Origin of the sequence: Cryptosporangium aurantiacum, from assembly GCF_900143005.1 — a bacterium.
In the GTDB taxonomy this organism is placed as follows: domain Bacteria; phylum Actinomycetota; class Actinomycetes; order Mycobacteriales; family Cryptosporangiaceae; genus Cryptosporangium; species Cryptosporangium aurantiacum.
The window spans coordinates 1-4,207 of sequence record NZ_FRCS01000041.1; the positions used below are offsets into that span (position 1 = coordinate 1).

At 70.1% G+C, this 4,207-nt stretch carries 4 protein-coding genes and 1 pseudogene; 1 reads left to right on the forward strand and 4 read right to left on the reverse strand.

Going from position 1 to position 4,207, the window contains the following annotated elements; translation table 11 throughout:
- The coding region (locus BUB75_RS43970; RefSeq protein WP_281248468.1) for a sigma-70 family RNA polymerase sigma factor at window positions 1-476 on the reverse strand (476 nt) is incomplete at its 3' end.
- Between the two features lie 251 nt (window positions 477-727).
- Here BUB75_RS43970 and BUB75_RS43975 point away from each other — a divergent pair.
- The gene (locus BUB75_RS43975) at window positions 728-1,975 is read left to right on the forward strand and encodes a sulfite oxidase (protein WP_073266868.1); all 1,248 of its coding nucleotides are present in this window, start codon (window positions 728-730) and stop codon (window positions 1,973-1,975) included.
- 48 nt (window positions 1,976-2,023) lie between these two features.
- Here BUB75_RS43975 and BUB75_RS46915 read toward each other — a convergent pair whose 3' ends face one another.
- From BUB75_RS46915 to BUB75_RS43985, 3 genes and pseudogenes are all read right to left on the reverse strand, one after another.
- Entirely contained in the window at window positions 2,024-2,167 is a 144-nt protein-coding gene (locus tag BUB75_RS46915; RefSeq protein ID WP_178380147.1) for a DUF6203 family protein, read from the reverse strand.
- Between the two features lie 56 nt (window positions 2,168-2,223).
- A complete protein-coding gene (locus BUB75_RS43980) occupies window positions 2,224-3,858 on the reverse strand; it encodes a methyl-accepting chemotaxis protein (protein ID WP_073266870.1) in 1,635 nt (544 codons plus the stop codon).
- Window positions 3,859-3,947: 89 nt separating this feature from the next.
- Window positions 3,948-4,207: pseudogene (locus tag BUB75_RS43985) on the reverse strand (methyl-accepting chemotaxis protein); the annotation flags it as partial.

Here is a 4,207-nt window from a genome sequence, read left to right on the forward strand (position 1 = left end):
TCGGCGGTGCCCGCGGCGAAGCCCTGCAGCGAGAGCACGACCGCGCGCTGGACGTCGTCGGCGGCGGAGTGCAGTTCGGCCACCGCCACACCGAGCGTGGCCGCCAGCTCGTTGTCGGTGGGCGTCCGCCCCAGGCTCGCCGTCAACTCCGCTGCGGCGGTCTCGATCTTGCGGGCCCGGTGACGAACCGAGCGGCTGGCCCAGTCCAGACCGCGGAGCTCGTCGAGCAGCGCGCCGCGGATGCGGACGGTGGCGAACGAGCCGAACGGGGTGCCGCGACTCGGGTCGTAGGACTTGGCGGCCGCGGCGAGGGCGGCGAGGCCCGCGCTGGTGAGGTCGTCGCGGTTGACGTGGGCGGGGACGCGGCCGAGCATTTCGCGGACGAGGTGACCGACCAGCGGCAGGTGCTCGCGCACCAACGCGTCGAGTTCCCGCTCGGACAGGCGTGCCGGAGAGGCGACGAGAGTCGTGGTCATGCAGTCCCCCTGTGGTGTTCCTACGATCGGTGCCGGCCGCGTCCGCTCCCGCTGCGAAGCCGTCCCGGGCCGACACGAAAAAGCTTCTGTCCGTTCGGGTGCGGAATCGGGTGCCACTCAGTTGCACTCCGGTTGCAAGGAGTGATCGAGCTATCGCTCTCCGTAGTTGCACCCCGCAGAGCGACCGATTAACCACACCAAGCCACTAGGAAAGCTAGAGTCGGCCGCACCCCCGACCGGAGGAGTGTTCGATGGCCCCGATGACCCGGCGCGGCGTGCTCCGCGCTACCGGCGGCGCTGCGCTGGCCCTGCCCGCCGTCGCGCTGGCGGCGGGCTCCCCGGCGTCCGCACAGCCGGTGGCGAGCCCCACAGCGTCCCCCAGCCCGACGCCGAGCCCGACGGCGGTGTCACCGATCCGCAAACCGCTCCCGCCGGAGTGGTTCACGGTGTTCGGAACGAACGCCGAAACCCGCTTCGACGCGCTGGCGGGCACCGGCTACTACACGCCCAACGAGCGCTTTTTCGTCCGCAACCACACCGCGACGCCGACCGTCGAGGTCCGGGACTGGCGACTCCGCCTGTTCGGCTCCGGACTACGCGGTGCGCCGACGCTCGAATCCGCGGTGACGTTCACGTACCAGCAGCTCCTGGACCTGCCCGCGGTGACCGTGTCCACCGCGATCGAGTGTGCGGGCAACGGACGGAGCTTCTTCACCACCCAGCAGGGGCAGACCGTGTCGGGCACCGCGTGGAAACTCGGTGCGGTGGGGGTCGCGCGCTGGCGGGGCGTCCGGCTCTCGACGGTGCTCGAGCGGGCCGGGCTCAGCCGCGCCGCCGTCGATCTGCTGCCCCGCGGCCTGGACGCCGACTTCGTCACCGGCGGCGTGAACCTGGGTCGCGTCCGCCGGGTCCTGCCGATCGGCAAGGCGCTGGACGATGTCATCCTCGCGTACGGGATGAACGGCGAGCAGCTGCCGCCGGACCACGGCTTCCCGGTGCGGCTGGTCGTGCCGTCCTGGATCGGCATCGCGTCGATCAAGTGGCTCGGCGACATCGAGGTGTCCGCGACACCGCTCGCCTCACCGTGGGACACCCAGTACTACCGGCTGTTCGGTCCGGACTATCCGGCGGAGGGCTCGGCACCGCTGACCCGGCAGGTCACCAAGAGCGCGTTCGAGCTGGGCTGGGGTGCGCAGCTCGCGGCCGGGCGAACGCACCGGCTGACCGGGCGGTCCTGGTCGGGACGCGGTGCGGTGCGGAAGGTCGAGGTCAGCGTCGACGGGGGCAGTAGCTGGCGGCGCGCCGCGCTGCGGGACCAGTGCGGCCCCGGGCGCTGGGTGCGGTGGGACCTGCCGTGGCGTCCGGAGCAGGCGGGTGCCGTGCAGTTGCTCGCCAGGGCCACCGACTCGACCGGAACCACCCAGCCGGCGGCAACACCACTCAACACGCTCGGTTACCTGTTCGACGCGGTCGTCCGGCACCCGGTGACCGTCGCCTGACATACCAGAGCCGGGCGCGGTATTCCGCGCCCGGCTCCGGGGTCTGGGTCAGCGCGCCGTGGCTGCCTGCTGCGCCCTCTTCGACCGGCGGTGCTTGAGGTACCAGCCACCGCCGTAGACGACGACCGCGCCCATCGGGGTACGAGCGGCGAGGCGCTTCAGCACGGTGGCCTGGAGCATCTGCTTGATCATCGAAACCTCTCTCGGGTGACCGGCTGTAGTCCCGGGGTACCCGAGAGAAGCCTCGTCTACACCCGGAAGCGGCTGACCAGCGCCTGGAGGTCCGACGACATCCGGGCCAGCTCCTCCGCCGATTGCTGGGTGTTACCGACGGTTGCGCTGGTGGTCTGAGCCGCGGACGCCACCCCGGCGATGTTGTCGGCGATGCTCGCCGAGCCGGTGGACGCCTCGGCGATCGAGCGGCTCATCTCGTTCGTGGTCGCGGTCTGCTCCTCGACGGCCGAGGCGATCGTCATCTGGTAGTCGTTGATCTGCGCGATGATCCCCGAGATCTGCTCGATCGCCGCCACCGCGGAATCCGTGTCGGCCTGGATCGCCTCGACCCGCTTGGAGATGTCCTCGGTCGCCTTCGCGGTCTCCTGCGCCAGGTCCTTCACCTCGTTCGCGACCACTGCGAAGCCCTTACCGGCCTCACCCGCACGTGCGGCCTCGATCGTCGCGTTCAGCGCCAGCAGGTTCGTCTGCTCCGCGATCGACGTGATGACCTTGACCACGTTGCCGATCTCCACCGACGACTCACCCAGCTTCGCCACCGTCGCGTTGGTCTGCGCGGCAGCGTCCACCGCCCGCGACGCCACGCCGGCCGCGTCGTTCGCCGACTGCGAGATCTCCCGGATCGCCGAACCCATCTCCTCGGTACCCGCGGCCACCGTCTGCACGCTCCGCGACACGTCCTCCGACGCCGACGCCAGCACGCTCGTCTGGGTCGAGGTCTCGTGCGCGTTGCCCGCGATCGCCTCGGCCGAGGCCGACAGTTGCTGGGAGGAGTCGGCCAGCGTCCGCGCGGAGCTCGCCAGCGCCGCCACGGTCTGCCGGATCGACTCGGTGGCCCGGTTCACGGCCGCCGCCATCACGCCGACCTCGTCACGCGAGTCGACCGGCGCGGTCCGGGTCAGGTCACCGTCGGCGACGCTGTCCAGGACGTCACGCACCGCAGCCACTCGCCGGGCGATGCTGCGCCCGATCCAGACCGCCAGCGCCACGGCAAGCACCAGGCCGACGACGAGAACGATGACCATCAGCGTCTTGGCGCTCGTCGCCGCGTTGTGGGCATCGGCGCTCGCGGCCTCCACCTGCGACTTCTCCAGCGCGGTCAGCTCGTCGACCGCGGCGCTCATCGTCGACTCGACCTCGGTGAACGCGGCGGACACCTGCGCCTGATCGGTCGGGATCGTGATGCCGGACGGCAACGCGTCGCCGAAGAAGAGGAAGTTGAGCATGGCCTTGTACTTCGTCCACGCCTCGCTGTACGCCGCGACTTGCTCCTTCCACGTGGACGAGTCGTCCGGCGTAGAGACGTAGTCCGCCCCGGCGGCGTCCACCCCTGCCTGGGCGTCCTTGACCGCCTGCTCGTACTCCGTCTTCAGGGCAGCGGTCGTCGCGAGGTTGTACCGCAGCAGCGTGCGGTACTGGTCGGCCAGCGCGTTCTCCAGCTCGACCAGGCTGTTCAGCCGGGCGATGTTCGTGGACTTCATCGTCTGGACCTCGTCGTCCAGCTTGCCGATCCGCTGCCACGCCACGACACCCGTGAGCAAGGCGATCAGCGCCACCACCAGGACAGCGGCGAGCACCTTCGCACCCACCGAGAGGTTCCGCAGTTTGCCGCTCGGCCCCGACGGTGCGTTCTGCAACGGAACGGTCATGGAGGTGTCCTCAACTCACAGGGGCCGTGGGGCCAGTCGAAACGTTTGGAACCCTATCGACTGGTATGCACGACTTCTGAGACGAAGGCTCAGACGCGGAAGCGACCCACCAGCATCTGAAGGTCCGCCGACATCCGGGCCAGTTCCTCGGCCGATTGCTGGGTCTCCAGCACGGTCGCGCTGGTGGTCTGCGCGGCGGACGCCACCCCGGAGATGTTGCCGGCGATGCTGGCCGAGCCGGTCGCCGCTTCGCCGATGCTGCGGTTCATCTCGTTCGTCGTGGCGGTCTGCTCCTCCACCGCCGACGCGATCGTCATCTGATAATCGTTGATCTGCGCGATGATCCCCG